This window comes from Stutzerimonas chloritidismutans AW-1, assembly GCF_000495915.1.
Classification (GTDB): domain Bacteria; phylum Pseudomonadota; class Gammaproteobacteria; order Pseudomonadales; family Pseudomonadaceae; genus Stutzerimonas; species Stutzerimonas chloritidismutans.
This window is the reverse complement of the sequence record NZ_AOFQ01000003.1, coordinates 63,119-83,411: the sequence shown is the minus strand read 5'-3', so window position 1 is coordinate 83,411 and position 20,293 is coordinate 63,119. Positions and strand designations below refer to the sequence as shown.

Genomic DNA, 20,293 nt, shown 5'->3' with positions numbered 1-20,293 from the left:
GGGCGAAGTCCGCCGGGGGGGGAGCCACTTCCGCTGGTGTCGGCTTGTACACGGTCCACTGATCACCCACGTTCTTCTTGTAGCGGACCTCGTTCTTCTCTACGTCGAACTCGTAGAACGGGTACACCTCGCGCAGGTTGTAGAACGCGGCAGGTTGCGAAGAAAAGGATGTCGGCGACCAGATAGCCGCTGTTGAATTTCAACGGGATCAGACCATACATAGGCTCCATTCCCGGCTTCTCGGCGCGGAAGCGGTACTGGCCGAAGCTGGTGGCCTTGTAGGTCTTGCTGACGGGGTTCTTCAGCACTAGCGGCGCGTCCTGGTTGATCTTGATTGCCAGGTCCGGATCGGTGGAGCGCAGCGAAGTGGTGGCGTTGCAGGCCGAAAGCAGTGTGGCAGCAACGGCTACGGCAAGAATGTGTTGGCGTTCATCTGTAATTCCCTGTTGTCCATCAAAAATCGACAGCTCTCATCCAGCCGGCTCGACCGGGCTGTTTGCCATCCATTGCGGCGCGCACTATAGGGCATCTATGAATAATGGCCAACCGCCACCCTTACGGACAATTTGCTTTCTTGATTGCAGTCAGGCGCGAGAGAAAAGCCAGCGCCGGCCTCTATAATCTCCGGCCGGCCATGCGCGCCGCCGAGCAAACGAGCGCAACGCGAGTCGTACAAAGAAGACTGATCAGCAAAGGTGTCGATCATGGCCAAGACCGGGGGCAAGCAGTTCAAATCCATCAGGCTCGAACGTCTGGCGCGCTTCCTCGACTGGGCAACGGCGCGATATCCGGAATTCACCGCGAAGAAGCATCACCAGGAAAAGTGGTTCACCCCGTACGTCGGCTACCCCATCGTCGGCTTGGCTCGCGCGGCCAAGGCATTCTGGCTGGGGCTGCATGGGCAGGCGGTGGAAGAACTACTGGCCGCGCCTGCTGCAGACGAGTTGCTCGATCGGGTCGTCAGCCGTGATCTCGGCGAGATCCACTGCAGCGTGGATGTGTTCGGCAGCGAGAAGACCTTCAGCCTGGGCTCGCCGGTCCATCTGCTGGAGCCGGACTGGGCGCTGCGTCTGGACGATAGCGCGCGGCGCGACGATTTCGCCGACAACCTGAAACAGGCCGTACAGCGTTATGTGCGCAATCGGCTACAGGTGCTCGAACGGCCCTTCGCCGAAATGGACGAGGACGAGCGGCAGCGGTGCCTGGCACGCATCCGCCCGGAACTGCCACGGGTTGATGAATTTCTGCCGCATGCCATCGCCACCCTCAACGAGATTCGCCATGAGCTGCGCTACGTGGTGGCCTTGCAGCGCGGCAATCTCACCCTCGAATTGCAGCGGCGGGTTCCTTCCGGCCAGGATCATCTGCTCAGCGTGGCGGAAGTCGAGGCGTGGAAGCGCCAGGATCGCGACGAGCTGCAGGCCACCTTCGAGCGCATGCTCGAGCTCGCCGGCGATTTCGATCTGCAACTGCTTGGGCACAAGCGTCTTACCGAGCTCATCGCCCTGGAACCCGGCCGCATGCGCAAGGCGATTCGCGCCGCCCGCCGCGAGCACGAGGAAAAAATGGCGTTTGCCGTGCTGCTGGAGAACAACCCGCGCTTCGTCCACTACCACAAGCTCTACCCGGCCCGGCGCCTGACGCGACGCTGGACCGCCCTGCTCGGCCCGACCAACAGCGGCAAGACGCACCGTTCCATCGAGGCGATGGCTGCGGCCGAGCACGGCATCTACCTGTCGCCGCTGCGCCTGATGGCGCTGGAAAACCAGGAGCGCATTGAGACGATGGGCGTGCGCTGCTCACTTGTAACCGGCGAGGAAGAAATCATCCGCGAAGGCGCCACACACTTCTGCTGCACCGTGGAGGAGTTCGCGCGTTTCCGCCATCAGCATTGGGATGTGGTGGTGGTCGACGAGGTACAGATGATGGCCGACTCGCAACGTGGCTGGGCCTGGGTCGATGCACTGGTCAGCGCCCATACGCCGCAACTGATGATGACCGGGCCAGCGCTGATCGAACCCTCCTTGCGCACGCTTTGCGATCTGTGCGAGGACAAGCTGGTGGTGCAACGCACCAAGCGCCTGTCCCCGGCTGAAGTCGCCCGCCACGCCACGACGCTGGAACGGCTGGAACCCGGCTCGCTGCTGGTGGCGTTCAGCCGCAAGCTGGTGCTGGAGCTCAAGGGCATGCTCGAAAGCGCCGGCAAAAGCGTCTCGGTGGTCTACGGTGCGCTCTCGCCCGAGGTCCGACGCGAGCAGGCCCGGCGCTTCCGCGAGGGCGAGGCGGACATCATGGTCGCTACCGATGCGGTCGGCATGGGCCTCAACCTGCCGGCGCACACGCTGTGTTTCTATACCGATGAGAAATTCGACGGCATCCAGAATCGCCAGCTCAAGGTGCAGGAGGTCAAGCAGATCGGCGGCCGCGCCGGGCGCTTCGGTCACCACGACAGCGGCGAGATCACTGCGCTGGACCCGCAGACGCTCAAGTCCATCCGCCGCCTGTTCAACAGCCCGGACGCGCCGGTGGACCTGAGTCAGTTCCAGGTGCGCCCTTCCATCGATCACCTGTCCGCCATTTCCGAACTGATGGGCGAGCCAAGCCTGCTGCGGTCCTGGCTGACCTTCAACCGCAATATCAACTACGGCGAGGCATTCATCTCGGTACTGCCGGACGAACTGGCCGAATGGATCGAGCTGATCGACGATCCGAAGATTCCGCTCTGGCTGCGCTGGACGTTCGCCTGCACGCCGATCCGCGGCGGCTTCGACAGTCCGGCCAGTCAACATGCCCAGCGCTGGATCAAGCGAGTCGCCGAAGGCCACGCCATCCCGATGCCCAAGCTGCTGCTCGGCAGCGACCTGTCCAGCCTGGAAAGTACCCTGCATGTGGTGGAAACTTACCTGCATCTGGCCCGCAGCCTGCCCGAGCATTTTCCCGAGCACGACGACGGTGAAGACGCGCGCAAGCTGCTCAACGACGCCATCACCCGTGAACTGTCACGCCAGCGCAAACCGCGGGCTGCACGACGCGGCGGCGGCCGCAAGGCCGGGCGACGACGCTGAGAATATCCACCAACCACGTTCCAGCCAGGCCGGCCGCTCTATAATCGCCGCTTTGCTGCCGAGCGCGAGCCTGCCATGCCGATCAAGTACGCCCGTCGTCTGACCGATCGCCGACGGTCCGCCCATAGCAATCGTCAGCTCGGCCTGTGCCTCGCGTTTGTCGCGGGTGCCGCCAATGCCGGCGGGTTCATCGCCGTCCAGCAGTACACCTCGCACATGACCGGTATCGTTTCGGCAATGGCCGACAACCTGGCCCTCGGTGCCACCGATCTGGCGCTGGCAGGCTTCGGTGCATTGCTCTCGTTCGTTCTTGGTGCCATGTGCTCGACGCTGATGATCAATTTCTCGCGACGTCGCCGTCTGCATAGCCAGTACGCGCTACCGCTGGCGCTGGAAGCCGCGCTGTTGCTGCTGTTCGGTATCCTCGGCGCGCGCCTGATGACGGTTCCGGGTTTCTTCGTGCCGCTGACCGTGGTCCTGCTGTGCTTCATCATGGGCCTGCAGAACGCGATCATCACCAAACTCTCCAATGCCGAAGTGCGCACCACCCATATCACCGGCATGGTGACCGACATCGGCATCGAGCTGGGCAGGCTGATCTACTTCAACCGCAATCGTCATGACGACATGCCACCGGTTCGGGCCAACCGACAGCGCCTGCGCATCAACCTGCTGATGGTGATGAGCTTCTTCGTCGGCGGATTGAGCGGCGCAGCCGGGTTCAAGCATTTCGGCTTCATCGCCACGGTCCCGCTGGCCGCCTTGCTGCTGGCACTGGCTCTGGTGCCGATGGCTGACGATATGCTGCTCGGCTGGCGCCTCTGGCGGCGTCGGCGCTGAGACACCGACGGTTTCCAACGCCATCCAGGTCGGCAAGGCTTCATCGGTCACGGGGAAGACTCGGGACCGCCGCGACAGCAAGCACCATCATTTGTTCCCGCAGCGCGCCCGTAAAATGTTCGAATTTTTACTTTGACAGCGGCATTCTTTGCCTCTAAGTTTTCGTTTCCGAACAATTCCGAACCAACGCAGTGCTCGGAATAAAACAAAAACAAACGAACGAGGCTCCGCGCATGAGTACGCCCATCGTCCCGACGCTCAAGGGACAATGCATCGCCGAATTTCTCGGCACTGCCCTTCTTATCTTCTTCGGTACTGGCTGCGTCGCAGCGCTCAAGCTCGGCGGTGCCGACCTGGGGTTGTGGGAAATCAGCATCATCTGGGGCGTCGGCGTTTCGATGGCGGTGTACCTTGCCGCCGGCGTCTCCGGTGCCCACCTGAACCCGGCCGTCACCATCGCATTGTGGCTGTTCGGCACATTCGAGCGGCACCGCGTTCCGGCCTACATCCTGGCGCAGGTGGCCGGCGCCTTCTGTTCTGCGGCGCTGGTCTACGGGCTGTACAGCAGTCTGTTTTTCGATTTCGAACAGGCCCAGCAGATGGTTCGCGGCAGTGTCGAGAGCCTCGAACTCGCATCGATCTTCTCCACCTACCCCCACGCCTCGTTGTCGTTCGGCCAGGCGTTTCTGGTGGAGGTCGTCATCACCGCCATCCTGCTGGCGATGATCATGGCCATCACCGACGACGGCAACGGCCTGCCCAGCGGCCCGCTCGCACCTTTGCTGATCGGCCTGCTGATCGCCGTGATCGGCGGTGCAATGGGACCGCTGACCGGCTTCGCGATGAATCCCGCACGGGATTTCGGGCCTAAACTGATGACCTTCTTTGCCGGCTGGGGTGACGTGGCCTTCACTGGCGGGCGAGACATTCCGTATTTCCTGGTCCCGATCTTCGCCCCGATTCTCGGCGCCTGCCTCGGCGCTGCAGGTTACAAGGCACTCATCTGCCGGCACTTGCCAGGCGTTGGATCGGCCGCCTGCGATGCACCAAAACCCAAGGAAAAGGCCTCTGCCGAAATGGGCTCCGCCCAGCCCGATATCAGCAAAGTTCGCTAAGGAAACGACGCCATGAGCAATCAGAACAAGCAATTCATCGTCGCCCTCGACCAGGGCACCACCAGCTCCCGCGCCATCGTGCTGGACCGCAACGCCAACGTGGTGACCATCGCTCAGCGCGAATTCGCGCAGATCTACCCGCAACCGAGCTGGGTCGAGCACGACCCCATGGAAATCTGGGCGACCCAGAGCGGTGTGTTCGTCGAAGCCCTGGCCCAGGCTGGCATCACCAACGAGCAGGTGGCGGCCATCGGTATCACCAACCAGCGCGAGACCGCCATCGTCTGGGACAAGATCACCGGCCGACCGATCTACAACGCCATCGTCTGGCAGAGCCGCCAGAGCACGCCGATCTGCGACCAGCTCAAGCGCGACGGCATGGAAGATCACATCCGCAAAACGACCGGCCTGGTGATCGACCCCTACTTCTCCGGCACCAAGATCAAGTGGATTCTCGACCACGTCGAGGGCAGCCGTGAGCGCGCCCGCCGCGGCGAACTGCTGTTCGGCACCGTCGATTGCTGGCTGATCTGGAAGATGACCCAGGGCAAGGCCCACGTCACCGACTACACCAACGCCTCACGCACCATGCTGTTCGACATCCACAAGCTGGACTGGGACCCGGTGATGCTAGAAGCGCTGGATATCCCACGCGAAATGCTGCCGGACGTGCGTTCCTCCTCGGAGATCTACGGGCACGCCTACATCGGCTCCGGCCAGAGCACCGGCATTCCTATCGCTGGTATCGCCGGGGATCAGCAGGCCGCGCTATTCGGCCAGATGTGCGTCGAGCCCGGGCAGGCCAAGAACACCTACGGCACAGGCTGCTTCCTGCTGATGAACACCGGCACCAAGGCGGTGCAATCCGAACATGGCCTGCTGACGACCATCGCCTGCGGACCGAGGGGCGAAGTGAACTACGCACTGGAAGGCGCCATCTTCAATGGTGGCTCCACCGTGCAGTGGCTGCGTGACGAGCTGAAGGTGCTCAACGAGTCGCTGGATTCGGAATACTTCGCCACCAAGGTGCCGGACAGCAACGGCATCTACCTGGTGCCAGCCTTCACCGGTCTCGGCGCGCCCTACTGGGACCCGCGTGCCCGTGGCGCACTGTTTGGCCTGACCCGCGGGGTCAAGGTTGATCACCTGATCCGAGCAGCATTGGAATCCATCGCCTACCAGACTCGCGACGTACTCGATGCCATGCAGCAGGACGCCGGCGAGCGCCTGCGCGCCCTGCGCGTGGACGGCGGCGCGGTAGCCAACAACTTCCTCATGCAGTTCCAGGCCGATATGCTCGGTACTCAGGTTGAACGCCCGCAGATGAAGGAAACCACCGCCCTCGGCGCTGCGTACCTGGCCGGACTGGCTACCGGTTTCTGGAGCGATCTCGACGAGTTGCGCAGCAAGAGCAGCATCGAGCGGGTGTTCGAACCGGCGTGCGGAAGTGAACAGCGCGAAGCGCTCTATCGCGGCTGGCAGAAGGCAGTCGACCGTACGCGCAACTGGGCCGAAGACTGATCTGACGAACAACAGGCCTGCCTCTAGAGGTTTCGGGGGCAGGCCTGGCATGTGCGAATTCGAACAGGCAGCGCTTTAATCGAACGCCAGACTACGGCATGCTTCCCGCACAACAGCGAACAAGGAAGCCTCATGAGCCTGGCGCCCCGACAGCAGAACATTCTGGAACTCGTGCGCGAGCGCGGCTACGTGAGCATCGACGAGCTGGCACGGCACTTCGCCGTCACGCCGCAAACCATCCGCCGCGACATCAACCAGCTCGGCGACGCCGGCCTGCTGCGGCGCTACCACGGCGGCGCGGCCTACGATTCCAGCGTGCAGAACACCGCCTACAGCCAGCGCGCGCACCAGATGCGCGACGAGAAACTGCGTATCGCTGCCGCCATGGCCGCGCGCATCCCCGACCAGGCTTCGCTGTTCATCAATATCGGCACCACCACCGAGGCGATCGCCCGCGCCCTGCTCAACCACCGTGACCTGAAGATCATCACCAATGATCTGCACGTGGCGAGCATTCTCAGCACCAAAGAAGACTTCGATGTGCTGATCGCCGGCGGCAACGTGCGCAGCGATGGCGGCGTGGTGGGCCAGGCCACCGCCGATTTCATCAGCCAATTCAAGGTCGATTTCGCCCTGATCGGCATCAGCGGTGTCGACGAGGACGGCACCCTGCTCGACTTCGATTATCAGGAAGTGCGCGTCTCCCAGGCGATCATCCATAACGCGCGCAAGGTCTTCCTCGCCGCGGACTCCAGCAAATTCGGCCGCAGCGCCATGTCGCGCCTGGGCTCGCTGGAACAGATCGACTGCCTGTTCACCGACTCGGCACCTTCCGAGGTGTTCGCCGAGCTGCTGGCCCGCCACAAGGTGCAAGTGGAGATCGCCGAGTAGGTTTGGCGGCAGCTCATGCGCGAGCAACTCCGCTCGCACAGCGATGACTGAACGCTGGTAACGGATTCGAGCGCTTACGGGGCCGTTCGGCGCAATGCGAACCGTTACTGCTGCCGACCAGCCAACCAACCAGAAGCGCAAGGTTCGAATATTTTCTTTTTTATATATTTTCGAACATTTTTACTTTCACACGGATTCTTTTGCGAATAGCATGTTCAAAACCGAACATGATCTTTCGTTTTCGAGGAGAAGCCAGTGCCCCATTCCGCCCAGCCCGTCTCCGAGCTCTATGACGTCGCCGTGATCGGCGGCGGTATCAATGGCGTCGGTATCGCTGCCGATGCAGCTGGTCGCGGGCTTTCTGTGTTCCTTTGCGAACGCGACGACCTGGCCAGCCATACGTCATCGGCCAGCAGCAAGCTCATTCACGGAGGCCTGCGCTATCTGGAGCACTACGAATTTCGCCTCGTCCGCGAGGCGCTGGCCGAGCGTGAAGTGCTGCTGGCCAAGGCGCCGCATATCGTCAAGCCGATGCGCTTCGTGCTGCCCCACCGCCCTCACCTGCGCCCGGCGTGGATGATCCGCGCCGGCCTGTTCCTCTACGACAACCTGGGCATGCGCAAGAAGCTGCCAGCTTCGCGGGGCCTGCGTTTCGGCAGTGAGAGCCCCCTGAAGCCAGCCATCACCCGCGGCTTCGAATACTCCGACTGCTGGGTCGACGACGCGCGGCTGGTGGTGCTCAATGCCATGGCGGCGCGGGAGAAAGGCGCGCATATCCATACCCGCACCCAATGCCTGAGCGCCAAGCGTGCTGGCGGCATCTGGCATGTCGAGCTGCAGCGCGAGGATGGCAGCCGCTTCTCACTAAAGGCCAAGGCACTGGTCAATGCGGCCGGTCCCTGGGTCGCACAGTTCATCGGCGAAAACCTGCAGCAGCGCTCACCCTATGGCATCCGCCTGATTCAGGGCAGCCACATCATCGTGCCCAAGCTGTATGAAGGTGAGCAGGCCTACATCATGCAGAACGAGGATCGGCGCATCGTTTTCGCCATCCCCTATCTGGACCGTTACACCATGATCGGCACCACCGATCGCGAGTACCGTGGCGACCCGGCCAAGGTGAGCATCAGCGAGGAAGAGATCGCCTACGTATTGGGCGTGGCCAACACGCACTTTCGCAAGCAACTCGAGCCCAGGGACATCGTGCATACCTTCGCCGGCGTCCGGCCGCTATGCGACGACGAATCGGATAACCCGTCCGCGGTTACCCGCGACTACACCCTGTCGCTGGCGGCGGAAGAAAAGCAGGCACCGCTGCTTTCGGTGTTCGGCGGCAAGCTGACCACCTACCGCAAGCTTGCCGAGTCGGCGATGGCGCAGCTCAAGCCGTTCTTCCCAGCTATGGGTGAAAGCTGGACGGCGCAGGCGGCACTGCCTGGCGGTGAAGGCATGAGCACGGCCGATGCACTCACCGAAGAGCTGGTGGCCAAGGTACAGGGGCTGAAACTGCCGCTGGCCAAGCGCTGGGCAACCCTCTACGGCAATCGGGTATGGCGCATGCTGGGCGAAGCCCGCTCGCTCGATGCACTAGGCGAAGACCTCGGCCAGCAGCTGTATGCGCAGGAAGTCGACTACCTGCGGCGCGAAGAGTGGGCAACCCAGGTGGATGACATCCTCTGGCGCCGCACCAAACTCGGGCTGGCCTTCAGCGAGCCGGAAAAGGCTTGCCTGCAGCGTTACCTGACAGAGCGCCCGGTCAGCGAAACCACGCGCAGCAGCGACGCAGCCTGAGGCAGCCGCTCAGCCCTGCGCCGCGAGCTGCTGATTGATACGGGCGACGCTGGCGGCGATGCGTTGCTCGACATCCTGCATCTGCTCGTTCTGTTGCAGCAGCGGCACGCAGAGATTCAGTGCGGTCAGCACCAGCAGCTTGTCGCCCGTGGCGTTGGGAAACTGCCGCTGGCTGTCGGCCAGATGCTGCTGCAGCAAGGCCGCCGCCTCCTGCAGGAGAGCATCCTGGCTGGGCGGCGCGCGGAACGAGTATTCGCGGCCGAATACCCTGAGCACCTGAACGCCATCCGCCGTCATGCGGCGCTACTGCCAGCTGCACGCTCCACCAGCGCCTGCAGCCGCGCCAGGGTAGCGCCCTGCCTGTCTTCCTGCTCCAGCGCAGCCAGTTGCAGATTGTCGTTTTCCTCACGTGCCTGCTGCAGCTGCTGCTCGAGCAAGACACAGTGCTCGCTCAGGCTCTGGTTGCGCTGCAGCAGATCGTTGATGACGTTTTCAAGTTGCGCGAGGGTGCTATCAAGCATGGAGCGTTTTCCGGGTCCGATGAAAAAGCGCGCGAGAGTACCCGAAAGGAAGGCCGCCGGGGGCCTTCATTAAGCCTTCAATGCCACGCGGTCCGGTCGCCAATGCCACCGGTTTGCGGTAGCCTCGGCAGCCTATTTGAAGAGGAGAGTCCCCATGGCACGCGCTACCGCCCGCCACATCCTGGTTTCCACCGAAGCCAAGTGCAACGAACTGAAAGCCGCTATCGAAGGCGGTGCCGACTTCGCCGAGGTCGCCAAGGAAAACTCCAGCTGCCCTTCCAGCCGTCAGGGTGGCGACCTGGGTTCATTCGGCCCGGGTCAGATGGTCAAGGAATTCGACACCGTCGTATTCAGCGCCCCGCTCAATCAGGTGCAAGGCCCGGTGAAGACCCAGTTCGGCTATCACCTGCTGGAAGTGACCAGCCGTCAGGACTGATTACCCCCAGTCCCCGCCCCTCATGGGCGGGGATGCCCTAGCGCCGGACAGGCGCCCTCCGCCAGCATTCCCCTCCCCCGATTCACGCCGACCTGATCACGCCTCGAGACGGAAACGCCCGGTCAGTGCCTTGAGGCCTTTCATGCTCTGCATGATGGTATTGCCCGACGCCGCCGTGTCGTGGGTAACCCCGGCAGCCTGATCGGCGACCTGGGCGATGCGCGTCAGCGACTGGTTCATGTCCTCGGCCACCTGCGACTGCTCCTCGGCCGCCGTGGCGATCTGATTGGTCATGCCGCGGATGGTCTGCACCGCGCCGACGATCTGCCCCAGCGCATGCTGCGCCGCTTCGATCTGGGTGAGCGTCACCGAGCTGCTCTGACGCGACGCATCCATGGCCGTACCCGCGCGGGTGGCCTGGCTCTGCAAACGCTCGACCAGCACGCTTACCTCCTTGGCCGAGCTCTGCGTGCGGCTGGCCAGGCTGCGGACTTCGTCGGCAACCACCGCGAAACCGCGGCCCTGCTCGCCAGCACGCGCCGCCTCGATGGCCGCATTCAGCGCCAGCAGGTTGGTCTGCTCGGCGATCCCGCTGATCACGTTCAGCACCTTGCCGATCTCGTGACTGTCCTGCACCAGCTGCTGCATCACATCGGACAGGCTGTCGACATGACCGCTCAAGGTGCGGATGGCGCCGACCGACTCATTCATCACCGCGCTGCCAGAGTTGGTCTCCTGCTCGGCGACATCTGCGGCATTGGCGGCCTCGATCGTGCTGCGCGCGACTTCCTGGGAGGTGGCGAGCATTTCGTTCATGGCGGTGGCGACCTGATCGATCTCGGCTTGCTGCCCCTCGACGTTGCGCGCGCTGTCCCCGGCCAGATTCGCCATGCGCACGCATTGGCCATCGGCTTCGTCAGCGGCCAGACGCACACCGCGGATCATCTCTCCAACCTGCCCCAGCAGGCGGTTGTACGCCAGGGTGATCATGCCCATCTCGTCATCGGCGTGCCGCACCTGCAGCGGCGCGGAAAAGTCGCCCTGGCTGACCCTCTCCAGACGCCCCCGCAGCTCGTCGATCTGCAGCATCAGCCAGTTCATGCCGGCGACCCGCCCCAGCACGACCATCAGCAGGATGCACAGGGTCGAACCCAGGGCGACCCAGAGCTGCCGCGACGCGCTGCGGTTGGCTTCAGCGGAAATCAGCAGCACCACTTCGTTGGAAGCGGCAAGGATGTCGTTTGAGTCGGTGGCAATGGCGTTCACGTCAGCGCTCTGACCTGCGGCCAGTGCCTGTACGGCGGGCCGATAACGCTGCCAGATCTGATCGACGCGCTGCAGGTGCGGTTGTGCACTGGTCAGCTCCACCGGTGCTATGCCCTGGGCGCGGTCGCCGTTGAGCAGCAGCCGATGCGACTGCTCGAAGCGTTGGATGGTCTTGTCGACGGCGGTCTTGTCACCGACGCCCTGCGCCGCCAGCAGCGCTTCCTTCATCATCTTCTGGCTGAGCATGCGCTGGGCTCCGGCCATGTCGATCTGGCTGGCGTCCTTGGCGGACATGAACAGCACAGCGGCAGTCAGAGCCGCACACAGGAAGATCAGGCTGTAGGAGAAGAAGAACTGATGGTTGATGGTGCGCAGACCCAGTCCGCGCAAAAGGGACTGAATGACGTTCGCCAAGGTGCTGGTCATGGGGGTATCCACTACAGGGAGAGAAAGCGATGCCAGCGTCGAATGGCGTCGCAGCTAACACTGTTCTCGGCGGCGCCAGGGGCAACTTGATACCGTTTATCAACTATCTGCAAGCCGCGCCATTGCTGGCTTTGCGCGCCTTTTTTGGCGCTCACGCAGCGCAGCCCCATGTACTGACGCAGATCAACGAAACGGCACTTGCGCACCTGTTTTTTTTGGCCCGGTCGCAACGCAACGTCTATGGTCAGGTGTGCGGGGTAACTCGCATAAAACACAGATCAATCGAGGGTCTGCGCATGTTTCACGTATCGCGCCGAGGCGAAAACCGCATCGATATCGACTTCTCCGGCAAATTGGACAGTCAGGCCATGCGCGCTGCGCTGGATGACCTGCTGTTCAAATCCGAAGGCATCAGCCATGGCCGCATGCTCTATCGCATCGGCGACTTCGACCTGCCTACGCTCGGCGCCGTCGGCGTGGAGCTGTCACGGCTGCCGCACCTGTTCCGCTTCATACGCCGTTTCGACCGCTGCGCGGTGGTCGCCGGCAAGGAATGGCTGCGCAAGGCCAGTGAGGTGGAAGGCGCGCTGATCCCCGGGCTGACCATCAAGGCCTTCGACCTGCACCAGGAAGCCGAAGCCAGCGCCTGGCTGGAGCACGGCTGAGGGGCCACGCCAGGCCGACAATTACCCGACCTGCGGGAGCGAATGGCCTGTCCTGGGTTGCTGTCGAATATGGACATCAACAGTCAGGAGAACGGACATGGGACTTTTCGATACGATCAAGGCCAAGCTCGGCCTGGGTGATGCTTCCAACGAGGCGCAACACAAGGCTGATGCACCACCAGCCGACGCTACCCGCTCGAGCGCCGAGGGCATCACGCTGGGAGAAAGGCCCACCGCCACCGACAACGCGACTATCGCGCCGCACCAGGACTTGAATCAGTCATCAGCCACGGCGAGTGGCGTGGATGTGGTGGCACAACTGGAAGCCAAGGCGGCGGCACACCCGGAAGCGCTGAACTGGCGCACCTCGATCGTCGATCTGCTGAAGTTGCTCGGGCTGGACAGCAGCCTGGAAGCACGCCGGGAGCTTGCTACGGAACTAGGCTGCCCGCCGGCAGAGATGGCGGACTCGGCGCAGATGAACATGTGGCTGCACCGGGCGGTGATGAAGAAGCTTGCCGAAAATGGCGGCAGGATTCCGCCGGAATTGCTGCACTAGATGTGTGAAGGGCCTTCCGAGGAAGGCCCTTGCTTACGGCTTATGAATTGCGGACCTGCTCGTCCGCGAGGAAATCTTCCTCCAAGAGCGCGTCACGCTCGGCCACCGCGCCATCGATCATCTGCGGCTGGGCTCCGGAGCGCTTGCTACGCAACTTGCCAAACTGGTGAGCGAGCGCATTGTTCAGCTTGTCCACCGCGCCGTCGATCGCCAACTCCAGCGATTCGGCCTTGTGGGTGACGGAGATCGGCTGCAGCCCCTTCGGCCGCGCTTCGATCTGGCAGCGCTTGTCATGGGCGCCGGCCTTGTCACCGTTTTCGTCGTTGAGGTGCACGACGACGCGCGTCAGCTCGTCGTCGAACCGGTCCAGCCTGCTTGCGACACTGGCACTGACCCAATCAGCCAGACGGGCACTGCCTTCGATGTGGTTATCGCTGTGAACCTGGATTTGCATAAGTCGTCCTTACTTCCGCTTATGAGCACCACCGTTTCCGGTGGCTTGGTGATAGCTATGCCACCGTTTCACTTATTAAGCAACGGGCAAAATGCCGCCGAAGCTGTCCTGCCCGTCAGCACTTTTCGCTTTGCTATCCGAAACTTAGCCGGTTCGCCGGCGTTCCTGCCGTAAACGGTACAGATTCGTGCGCTGACAACTGTGAAGAGAATTGTGTGTGCAGGTGACGCATGCTGCACGCCCATCTGACGCGCTCAAGGCATGCGTCGGACGATGGACATCCGACGCATGAAAAGACGCTTCGAGCAGTGCTAGGCGGCCTTCTGGAACAGCTCGCGGCCGTGATCGAGATGCTGATCGACCAGCCACTTGCCATGGGCGATGGACAGTCGCTGGGCCTTTTCCAGCTCGTCCATGAACGCATGCTCGAGCGGTAGCGGCATACGGCGAGTCACGTGCCCGGCGGGATCGGTAATCCGGCAACCGCCAGCCCAGGGTGTCGGGGTGCCGGGATATTCCATCACCTCGGCGGTGATGAGGTGGTCGCGGTGGGTGCATTGCATCATGGTCATGATCGTTACCTCGCTTCTATGCGGGCAGCCATCAGATCACGCAGGTTGGCTCAGGCTGATGGGCCGCCGATTGTTCCCCCCCTGATGAACAGGGCCGTTTCGCCGGCCCCAGCGCGTCAGAACGGTATAGCACAGGCTGCCCGACTCGGGCCTGGCAGTGCACGGTCGACTGACGAACGCGCAACGCCTCAGCCATCCAGCGAAGGGCCGATCAGCTCGGCCAGCTGTCGATACACGCCGGGCGCCGCCACCAGATAGGGGTTACCCCTGAGCAGCCCATCGTTGCGGAAGAAATCGTTGCGCAGCCCGCCCGCCTCGGCCACCAGCACCAGCCCGGCCAGGCAATCCCAGCTCTTGAGTTCGGTCTCGTAGTAACCGATCAATCGCCCTGCGGCGACGTAAGCCGTCATCAGCGCGCCGGAGCCATTGCGGATGAACATGCCGCCTTCGGCCAGCAGCTTTTCCAGAAACGGAATGAAATGCTCCTTGCCGCGCGGGTGAAAGGTGCCCGCGCCGGTCAGGCCATCACGCACATGGCTGGCGGCGCTGGCCGTGATGGGCGTCTCGTTGACATAGGCGCCGCGGCCGAGACAGCCATGGAAGAGTTCGTCATGGTTGGGGTCGGCGATCGCGCCGATGTGGGGTTCCCCGTCGATCAGCAGCCCGATGGAAACGCACCAGTTGTGCAGACCGTTGACGAAACAGGCGGTGCCGTCGATGGGATCGATCACCCACACGCAGCGGGCCTTGAGGTCGGCCGAGCCGCTTTCCTCGCCGAGAAAGCCGTCCTGCGGGAAGCGCTCGGCCAGGCGTGCGCGAATGAAGTCTTCGATGTTTTTGTCGGCGATGCTGACCACATCCTGCCGGTCGTTGCCCTTGTGCTCGACATCCAGCGTCTCGCGTTGCCGATAGAAATCCATGCCCAGCTGCGCGGCTTCCAGCGCGAGGCTCTTGGCACAGGCGTAGCGGGCATCGATATCGAGGTCTTGCTGGGTCGACTCGCTCATGATTGGTTCCTGAAACAAAAGCGGCATTCTAGTGGACTGTTTGGTGAGTTGGTTGAGGCAAGTTCGGATGATCAGGGCTCCCTGCGACGAGTCATAGCGGGGCTATGGCAAGGAGCAGCAACGCTGTATCGGGGCCATGCGCGCCGAAATTGACCAACTGAACTTGCCAAACAGGCCACTCGACATGCACCTGTTGCAGCACGAGCGATGCCGGGAATCGACTGGGCAAGACGATGAATGACATGGGTCCACCCAGGGCGCCCAAAAGCCCAATTTCCCCACGCCACTCGCCGGAACGCCCCGTTCAATACGGACGCGACGAATCGATACACGTGCGGTCCTAATCTGCGAGCCACGGCTCATCATTCACGCAGACAGGAGATCCCCATGGGCTTGTTCAACTCGATACTGGAAAAGATCGGCCTCGGCCAGGCACATGCCGCACCCGACAGCACAGCGCCCACCACACCACCTGAGGCCTCCACAGGCGGTGCCGGCGCCCCCACGGGCCCTGCAGTGGACCAGGTGGACGTCGCGGCCAAGCTCGACGGCATGGCGCAGAATCACCCGGAGAAACTCAACTGGCGCACGTCCATCGTCGACCTGCTGAAGTTGCTCGGCCTGGACAGCAGCCTCACCGCGCGCAAGGAACTGGCTACCGAGCTGGGTTGCCCGGCTGACAAGATGGGGGATTCGGCGCAGATGAACATGTGGTTGCACAAGGCGGTGCTGAACAAACTGGCCGAGAATGGCGGCAACGTACCAGCCGATCTGCTGGACTGATCTGCCTCGAGGGGCGACAGGCGAGCTGCAGCGATTGCGGCAGCTCGCGCTGGTGATCAATGCTCGTGCATGCGCACGTTCAGCTCGTCGACAATCGGCGCCCACTCCGCATCCTCGACCCACTCATCGCGCAGCAGCGCGCGCTGCGACTCGTTCCAGACCGGCGCATCGGCCAGCCGAACGTCTTCCGGCAGGTGCCCATGCTTGCCGATGAATGCATCGATACTCGCCGGGTCTGACGCCAGACCCAGCTGCTCGAACAGAGTACCGAGGTCTTTGTTGGGTAGTTCCATGATGTTCTCCTTAGGCTCGTCAACAGGCTGAAAGGCGCGTCGCGCGTTCCGCTACTTGCCTATTCAGAGACTCTGCGGCTGACTACAGTTCCGCCTGGACCGATGAGGAATGACTGCATGGACATCCTGCTCTGCGGCAGCTTCGACGATAACGAGCGCGACGCCTGGCTCGCAGAGCTGCAGCGCGCCTTGCCGCAAGCCCGCTGGCACCTGTCCGCGACGGCGGAGAACGCCGGGCTGATCACCGCGGCGGTGGTCGCGAACCCACCCGCGGGATTGCTGCAAGGCTTGCCCAACCTGCGGCTGATCCAGTCGCTCTGGGCCGGCGTGGACCGCCTGCTCAGCGACCCGAGCCTGCCGGACGTGCCGGTGGCACGCATGGTCGACCCGGCCATGAGCGCGGCCATGGCCGAAACTGCGTTGTGGGCAACACTCTCGCTGCATCGGGGTTTCTACGATTACGCCCGGCAGCAGCACGCCTGCGATTGGCGGCAACTGCCGCAGCGGCGGGCTGACGAAATCCACGTGACGCTGCTGGGCATGGGCCAGATGGGCCGGACATGTGCCCAGCGCTTGGTCACCCAGGGCTACCGCGTGACCGGCTGGAAGCTTCGCAGCGGCGCCGCCGAGGGCGTCGCGCTGGAGCACGGTATGGATGCCCTCTGGCCGCTGCTGGCATGCAGCGACATTGTCATCAACCTGCTGCCACTGACGCCACAGACTGGCGATCTGCTGGACCGGCGTTTCTTCGAAGCTCTGCGCCCCGGCGCCGGGCTGGTCAACCTCGCACGGGGCGGGCACCTGGTCGAGGCTGATCTGCTGCAGGCGCTCGAATGTGGCCAGGTCGGCCATGCGGTGCTCGACGTGTTTCGCAGCGAGCCGCTGCCGGCAGAGCATCCGTTCTGGAAGCATCCACAGGTGACCGTGCTGCCCCACATCGCAGCCGCAACGGACATGCGCAGCGCGGCCCGGATCGTCGCCGCTAACCTGCAAGCGCTGCGTGACGGCGAGCCGCTGCATGATCTGGTGGAGCGCAGCCGCGGCTACTGAGCGCGACTGCGACAACCCGGCATAAACAAGCGGCTCAATCCTGGCTGAGCGCGCTGATCCGGTGGATGGAAAGATCGGCGCCGTTGAACTCTTCCTCCTGGCTCAGGCGAATACCTGTGGTCAGCTTGAGCAGGCCGTAGACGCCGAAGCCGCCGAGTAGCGCCACCAGCATGCCCATGCCGCTGCCGATCACCTGACTGATCAGGCTCACGCCGCCCAGACCGCCCAGCACGGACTGGCCGAAGATGCCGCAGGCCACCCCGCCCCAGATCCCGCACAGGCCGTGCAGTGGCCAGACACCCAGCACATCGTCGATCTTCCAGCGATTCTGCGTAGCGGTGAACGTCCAGACGAACAATGCTCCGGCGATCGCACCAGTAGCCAGTGCGCCGACCGGATGCATCAGATCGGAGCCGGCACAGACCGCCACCAGGCCAGCCAGCGGGCCGTTGTGCAGGAAGCCCGGGTCGTTGCGCCCGGCGAGCCATGCCGCTGCAGTGCCCCCAACCATCGCCATCAACGAATTCACCGCAACCAGCCCGCTGATACCCTCGATGGTCTGCGCGCTCATGACGTTGAAGCCGAACCAGCCGACGATGAGAATCCACGAGCCCAGCGCCAGGAACGGAATGTTCGACGGCGCGAAGGCCACCAGCCTGCCATCCCGGTAGCGACCGTTGCGCCGCCCCAGCAGCACTACCGCGCCGAACGCCAGCCAGCCGCCCATGGCGTGCACCACCACGGAGCCGGCGAAGTCATGGAAGGATGCACCGAACTGGTGCTCGAGCCAGCCCTGGAAGCCGAAATTGCCGTTCCAGATAAGGCCCTCGAAGAACGGATAGACGAACGCGACGATCAGCAGTGTGGCGCACAGCTGCGGGCCGAACCGCGCGCGCTCGGCGATACCGCCGGAGATGATCGCCGGAATGGCCGCGGCGAAGGTCAGCAGGAAGAAGAACTTCACCAGCGCGTAGCCGTGGTCCACCACCAGCTGATCGGCCGGCTGCATGAAGGTCACGCCATAGGCGACCCAGTAGCCGATGAAGAAATACGCCAGGGTCGACACTGCGAAGTCGGTGATGATCTTCGATAACGCGTTGACCTGATTCTTCAGACGTACCGTACCGACTTCGAGAAAGGCGAAGCCGGCGTGCATGGCCAGCACCATCACCGCGCCCATCAGGATGAACAGGGTATTCGAACCGTGGACCAGGGTTTCCACGGCGCTGTTGAGGTTTTCCATGGGTTACTACAGCCTCAGCGGATAAATCGCACCAAAACGGTTACCTCCGCCAGACGCATGCACCGAGATGCATCACCGCGCCATACTAGGCCACCGTCACCTGCAGCCGGAGCTTGCTTGCAGCGAAACGCTGAAGCGCCATGAAACCTTTGATATCAACAGGTTAAGGAAACTACCGGAAATCCGTCGTGCGCCATTGCGGGGCTCGCACGACGACTGCTGCACCAAGCAAAAGCAAGGCGCGTACCAAGCGCAGCGGCAGTTCTGGTGCAGCGCACCCTCAGAGGGCGGAAAGGGCCCGATACTCGTCCTGAGCCAGTTGGTCGGTCATGCCGCTGATGTAGTCCTGCAGCATCCGGTTACGGTAGTAGAACTCCCACAGAGGCCAATCCGCCGATTGCTCAGCGTGCTCCTTGAGCGCTTCGTGGTAGGCCTTGACGAGCTGGTTGGGCAGGCGTCGCGCTAGCATCTGCAGGTGAGGTTCGCTGCGGCAGGTGCCGAGGCTGAGTGCATCGAACACGGTGGCCGGCACGCGCAGCAGCGGCGCATAGAAGTCGAGCAGGCCCTGGAGAATGCGATAGCCCTGCAGTTGCAACGTTTCCACCTCGCGATGGCAGAACACGTGCTCCATCGCGACATCCTTGAAGGTCTGCACGATGGCGTTGGGCAGGCTGTCGTCCTCCAGCAACGCGCGATCCAGGGTGCCGTGATAAACCGCGTCGATGTTGTCGATGAACTGCCGCGCAGCGTGCTGCACCAGCGGGTGGATCATGTTCACCCGCAGCCAGATGAAGAACTCGCCGGCCTTGTTGATCGGCTCCTTCTGTGCGCGTTCCAGCGCGTAGTTGACCATGCCCCGGAAACTGCGCTCCGCGCCCGGCACCGGGGCATCGACCGAACCATGCAGCGCGAACTTGGCGAGCAGCAGCTGCGCCAGCTGTTCGATACTGAAGATGCCCTTCTCCACCGAATCCTCGATGTCAGCAAGGCAATAGGCGATGTCGTCGGCGGCCTCCATCACGTAGGCCAGCGGGTGACGCGTGCACGGCTGCAGATCGAGCGCCACCTGCAGCGCACGCACGAAGGGTTCCTCGGACAGATAGAAGCCGGGCTTCTTCAGCAGGTAGGCGCCTGGCGTGCCTTTCGCGGGCTTGGCCTGATAGGCCGGACGGACGTACTTGAGCAGTCCGGCGGACTGCGTATAGGTCAGGTTGAGGCGTTGCAGCGAGACCACCAGGCGAACCGCCTGGGCATTGCCTTCGAAGTGCTTGAGATCGACCAGCATCCGTTTACGCAGCTCGGCATCGCCCTGCCCCGGCGTCACGGCGGCCGTGAACAGCGCGTCGAGATTGCGCTCGAACCACTCGCCGATGGCGTACTCGCCGAAATGGCCGAACGGCGGATTGCCGATATCGTGCATCAGGCAGGTCATCTCGACCAGGCTCTGCAACGCCGGCTCGAGTCCGTCCAGGCCGAACTCCGCGGCTCGGTGGCCGAGCTGCTTGTACAGGGTGCGAACGATGAAGCGGCCGGTCTGCTGCACTTCCAGCGAATGGGTGAGGCGGCTGCGCACCGCGGCATTGCGCTCCAGCGGAAACACCTGCGTCTTCTGCTGCAGCCGGCGCACCGCGGCCGAGTTGATGATGCGCCCGCGATCGCTCTCCAGCTGGTCCAGCACGGCGTCGAGGCTGCCATCGCTGGCCCGCAGGTCCGCCTCGGCCTTGCCATAGGGGCGCTGGCGGGAGATTTTGTGCTTGAAGTTCATGGACACCGGCATGCATCGTTCTCGCGGCGC

Annotated in this window: 21 protein-coding genes; 11 read left to right on the top strand and 10 right to left on the bottom strand. The window is 63.2% G+C overall.

Annotation, left to right across the window (positions count from 1 at the left end):
• Positions 1 to 704 precede the first annotated feature (704 nt).
• From F753_RS26310 to glpD, 6 genes are all read left to right on the top strand, one after another.
• Positions 705 to 3,065, top strand: coding sequence for an SUV3 family DEAD/DEAH box RNA helicase (locus F753_RS26310; protein WP_023443789.1), 2,361 nt, complete (start codon positions 705 to 707; stop codon positions 3,063 to 3,065).
• Between the two features lie 75 nt (positions 3,066 to 3,140).
• Positions 3,141 to 3,905, top strand: coding sequence for a YoaK family protein (locus tag F753_RS26305; RefSeq protein WP_023443788.1), 765 nt, complete (start codon positions 3,141 to 3,143; stop codon positions 3,903 to 3,905).
• Positions 3,906 to 4,138: 233 nt separating this feature from the next.
• Complete coding sequence (locus tag F753_RS26300; RefSeq protein WP_023443787.1) at positions 4,139 to 5,020, top strand: MIP/aquaporin family protein; 882 nt, start codon at positions 4,139 to 4,141, stop codon at positions 5,018 to 5,020.
• Between the two features lie 12 nt (positions 5,021 to 5,032).
• On the top strand, positions 5,033 to 6,541 hold the full coding sequence (gene glpK, locus F753_RS26295; protein WP_023443786.1) for a glycerol kinase GlpK: 1,509 nt from the start codon (positions 5,033 to 5,035) through the stop codon (positions 6,539 to 6,541).
• A 132-nt stretch (positions 6,542 to 6,673) separates the two neighbouring features.
• Positions 6,674 to 7,432, top strand: a complete 759-nt coding sequence (locus F753_RS26290) for a DeoR family transcriptional regulator (protein WP_023443785.1) — start codon at positions 6,674 to 6,676, stop codon at positions 7,430 to 7,432.
• Between the two features lie 255 nt (positions 7,433 to 7,687).
• Positions 7,688 to 9,223, top strand: a complete 1,536-nt coding sequence (gene glpD / locus F753_RS26285; protein ID WP_023443784.1) for a glycerol-3-phosphate dehydrogenase — start codon at positions 7,688 to 7,690, stop codon at positions 9,221 to 9,223.
• Between the two features lie 9 nt (positions 9,224 to 9,232).
• On the opposite strand, the gene F753_RS26280 is transcribed toward glpD, so the two are convergent.
• Positions 9,233 to 9,520, bottom strand: coding sequence for a cell division protein ZapA (locus F753_RS26280; protein ID WP_023443783.1), 288 nt, complete (start codon positions 9,518 to 9,520; stop codon positions 9,233 to 9,235).
• Positions 9,517 to 9,744 carry a hypothetical protein gene (locus F753_RS26275; protein ID WP_014819952.1) on the bottom strand — a complete coding sequence of 76 codons (228 nt, stop codon included), beginning with the start codon at positions 9,742 to 9,744 and terminating at the stop codon, positions 9,517 to 9,519. Before F753_RS26275 ends, F753_RS26280 begins: the two co-directional genes overlap by 4 nt.
• 154 nt (positions 9,745 to 9,898) lie before the next feature.
• Here F753_RS26275 and F753_RS26270 point away from each other — a divergent pair, with 154 nt between their 5' ends.
• Positions 9,899 to 10,180, top strand: coding sequence for a peptidylprolyl isomerase (locus tag F753_RS26270; RefSeq protein ID WP_014819951.1), 282 nt, complete (start codon positions 9,899 to 9,901; stop codon positions 10,178 to 10,180).
• A 96-nt stretch (positions 10,181 to 10,276) separates the two neighbouring features.
• Here the strand turns inward: F753_RS26270 and F753_RS26265 are convergent, their stop codons facing one another.
• Complete coding sequence (locus tag F753_RS26265; protein ID WP_023443782.1) at positions 10,277 to 11,872, bottom strand: methyl-accepting chemotaxis protein; 1,596 nt, start codon at positions 11,870 to 11,872, stop codon at positions 10,277 to 10,279.
• 296 nt (positions 11,873 to 12,168) lie between these two features.
• On the opposite strand from F753_RS26265, the gene F753_RS26260 reads away from it, so the two are divergent.
• Both F753_RS26260 and F753_RS26255 read left to right on the top strand, forming a co-directional pair.
• A complete protein-coding gene (locus F753_RS26260) occupies positions 12,169 to 12,537 on the top strand; it encodes a SpoIIAA family protein (protein ID WP_003299292.1) in 369 nt (122 codons plus the stop codon).
• 97 nt (positions 12,538 to 12,634) lie between these two features.
• Positions 12,635 to 13,096 carry a DUF3597 domain-containing protein gene (locus F753_RS26255; protein ID WP_014819949.1) on the top strand — a complete coding sequence of 154 codons (462 nt, stop codon included), beginning with the start codon at positions 12,635 to 12,637 and terminating at the stop codon, positions 13,094 to 13,096.
• A gap of 40 nt (positions 13,097 to 13,136) precedes the next feature.
• Here the strand turns inward: F753_RS26255 and F753_RS26250 are convergent, their stop codons facing one another.
• The 4 genes from F753_RS26250 to F753_RS49445 form a co-directional block, all read right to left on the bottom strand.
• Positions 13,137 to 13,550: an HPF/RaiA family ribosome-associated protein gene (locus F753_RS26250; RefSeq protein ID WP_014819948.1), complete on the bottom strand. Its 414-nt coding sequence runs from the start codon at positions 13,548 to 13,550 to the stop codon at positions 13,137 to 13,139.
• A 311-nt stretch (positions 13,551 to 13,861) separates the two neighbouring features.
• On the bottom strand, positions 13,862 to 14,122 hold the full coding sequence (locus tag F753_RS26245; RefSeq protein ID WP_014819947.1) for a hypothetical protein: 261 nt from the start codon (positions 14,120 to 14,122) through the stop codon (positions 13,862 to 13,864).
• Between the two features lie 188 nt (positions 14,123 to 14,310).
• A complete protein-coding gene (locus tag F753_RS26240; protein WP_023443781.1) occupies positions 14,311 to 15,129 on the bottom strand; it encodes an inositol monophosphatase family protein in 819 nt (272 codons plus the stop codon).
• Positions 15,130 to 15,220: 91 nt separating this feature from the next.
• Complete coding sequence (locus F753_RS49445; protein WP_156924008.1) at positions 15,221 to 15,373, bottom strand: hypothetical protein; 153 nt, start codon at positions 15,371 to 15,373, stop codon at positions 15,221 to 15,223.
• A gap of 143 nt (positions 15,374 to 15,516) precedes the next feature.
• Here F753_RS49445 and F753_RS26235 point away from each other — a divergent pair, with 143 nt between their 5' ends.
• Positions 15,517 to 15,912: a DUF3597 domain-containing protein gene (locus F753_RS26235; RefSeq protein ID WP_023443780.1), complete on the top strand. Its 396-nt coding sequence runs from the start codon at positions 15,517 to 15,519 to the stop codon at positions 15,910 to 15,912.
• A 56-nt stretch (positions 15,913 to 15,968) separates the two neighbouring features.
• On the opposite strand, the gene F753_RS26230 is transcribed toward F753_RS26235, so the two are convergent.
• Positions 15,969 to 16,205: a DUF2789 domain-containing protein gene (locus tag F753_RS26230; protein WP_014819944.1), complete on the bottom strand. Its 237-nt coding sequence runs from the start codon at positions 16,203 to 16,205 to the stop codon at positions 15,969 to 15,971.
• Between the two features lie 117 nt (positions 16,206 to 16,322).
• Between F753_RS26230 and F753_RS26225 the strand changes: the two genes are divergently transcribed.
• Positions 16,323 to 17,255: a 2-hydroxyacid dehydrogenase gene (locus F753_RS26225; RefSeq protein WP_023443779.1), complete on the top strand. Its 933-nt coding sequence runs from the start codon at positions 16,323 to 16,325 to the stop codon at positions 17,253 to 17,255.
• 34 nt (positions 17,256 to 17,289) lie between these two features.
• Here the strand turns inward: F753_RS26225 and F753_RS26220 are convergent, their stop codons facing one another.
• Both F753_RS26220 and dgt read right to left on the bottom strand, forming a co-directional pair.
• Positions 17,290 to 18,498: an ammonium transporter gene (locus F753_RS26220; protein WP_023443778.1), complete on the bottom strand. Its 1,209-nt coding sequence runs from the start codon at positions 18,496 to 18,498 to the stop codon at positions 17,290 to 17,292.
• Positions 18,499 to 18,778: 280 nt separating this feature from the next.
• Positions 18,779 to 20,275, bottom strand: coding sequence for a dGTPase (dgt, locus tag F753_RS26215; protein ID WP_023443777.1), 1,497 nt, complete (start codon positions 20,273 to 20,275; stop codon positions 18,779 to 18,781).
• Between the last annotated feature and the right edge of the window lie 18 nt (positions 20,276 to 20,293).